This window comes from Kitasatospora sp. NPDC091257 (assembly GCF_044757675.1).
Classification (GTDB): Bacteria; Actinomycetota; Actinomycetes; order Streptomycetales; family Streptomycetaceae; genus Kitasatospora; species Kitasatospora lactacystinica.
Genome location: NZ_JBIVVI010001770.1, coordinates 1 through 1,248, shown reverse-complemented (window position 1 = coordinate 1,248; position 1,248 = coordinate 1). Strand labels below are relative to the sequence as shown.

General features: G+C 76.8%; 1 protein-coding gene. It reads left to right on the top strand.

Features of this window, described 5'->3' with window-relative positions:
• Window positions 1-1,248 (top strand): acyltransferase domain-containing protein (locus ACIQOV_RS41910; protein ID WP_401056458.1); only part of this gene is annotated, 1,248 nt, incomplete at both ends.

The following is a 1,248-nucleotide window of genomic DNA, read 5'->3' as shown; positions in this document are numbered from 1 at the left end:
CCCGCCTTCGCGGCGGCGTTCGACGCGGTCTGTGCGGAGCTGGACGCGAGGCTCGGGCGGTCGGTGCGCGAGGTCGTCCTCGACGGCGTCGAGGATCTGGACCGGACGGTGTGGGCGCAGGCCGGGCTGTTCGCGGTCGAGGTGGCGTCGTTCCGGCTGCTGGAGTCCTGGGGCGTGCTCCCGGACGTGCTGCTCGGGCATTCGATCGGTGAGGTGGCGGCCGCTCATGTGGCCGGGGTGTTCTCGCTGGCGGACGCGTGCGCCCTGGTGGCGGCGCGGGGCCGGCTGATGGACGCGCTGCCCGAGGGCGGCGCGATGCTGGCGGTCCAGGCCGCCGAGGCCGAGGTGCGGGCGGAGATCGGCGACCGGCTGGACGTCGCGGCCGTCAACGGCCCGACCTCCGTGGTGGTTTCCGGGCCGGCGGACGCGGTCGAGGAGTTCGCCGCGCGCTGGTCGGCCGAGGGCCGCAAGATCCGCCGGCTGACGGTCTCGCACGCCTTCCACTCGGTCCTGATGGAGCCGATGCTCGCCGAATTCGCCGCCGTGCTGGCGGAGTTGACCTTCGCCGAGCCGCGTATCCCGGTCGTCTCCAACCTGACCGGCGGGATCGCCGAGCCGGGCCTGCTCACCACCCCCGACTACTGGCTGCGCCAGGTCCGCGAGGCCGTCCGCTTCGCCGACGGCGTCGACGCCCTGGGCCGACGGGGCGTCACCCGCTTCGCCGAGCTCGGCCCCGACGGCGTGCTGTGCGGGATGGCCCAGCACGCCGGCGTCGAGGGCGCCTTCGCGCCGCTGCTGCGCGGCTCCGGCCACGACGGCGTGCGCACCTTCCACGCCGCCGTCGGCGCGCTCTGGGCGGCGGGTGCCGCCGTGGACTGGCCGGCGGCCTTCGCGGGCCGTGGCGAGGGGCGGGTCGTGCTGCCCACGTACGCCTTCCAGCACCAGTCCTACTGGGCCCGTCCCGCCGCTCCCGCCACCGCGGCCGAGGGCGCGGAGGGCACCGCCGAGGGCCGGTTCTGGGCCGCCGTCGAGCGCGAGGACGTGGCCGAACTGACCGGCGCCCTCGGCGTGGACGCGGACCAGGGGGAGCTGCGGGCCGTGCTGCCCGCGCTGTCCTCCTTCCGGCGCCGCCGCCGGGACGAGGCCGTCATCGACTCCTGGCGCTACCGGGTCCGCTGGAAGCCGCTCGCCGACGCGCCCGCCGCGGGCACGCTCACCGGCACCTGGCTGGTCGTCGCGACCCCGGGG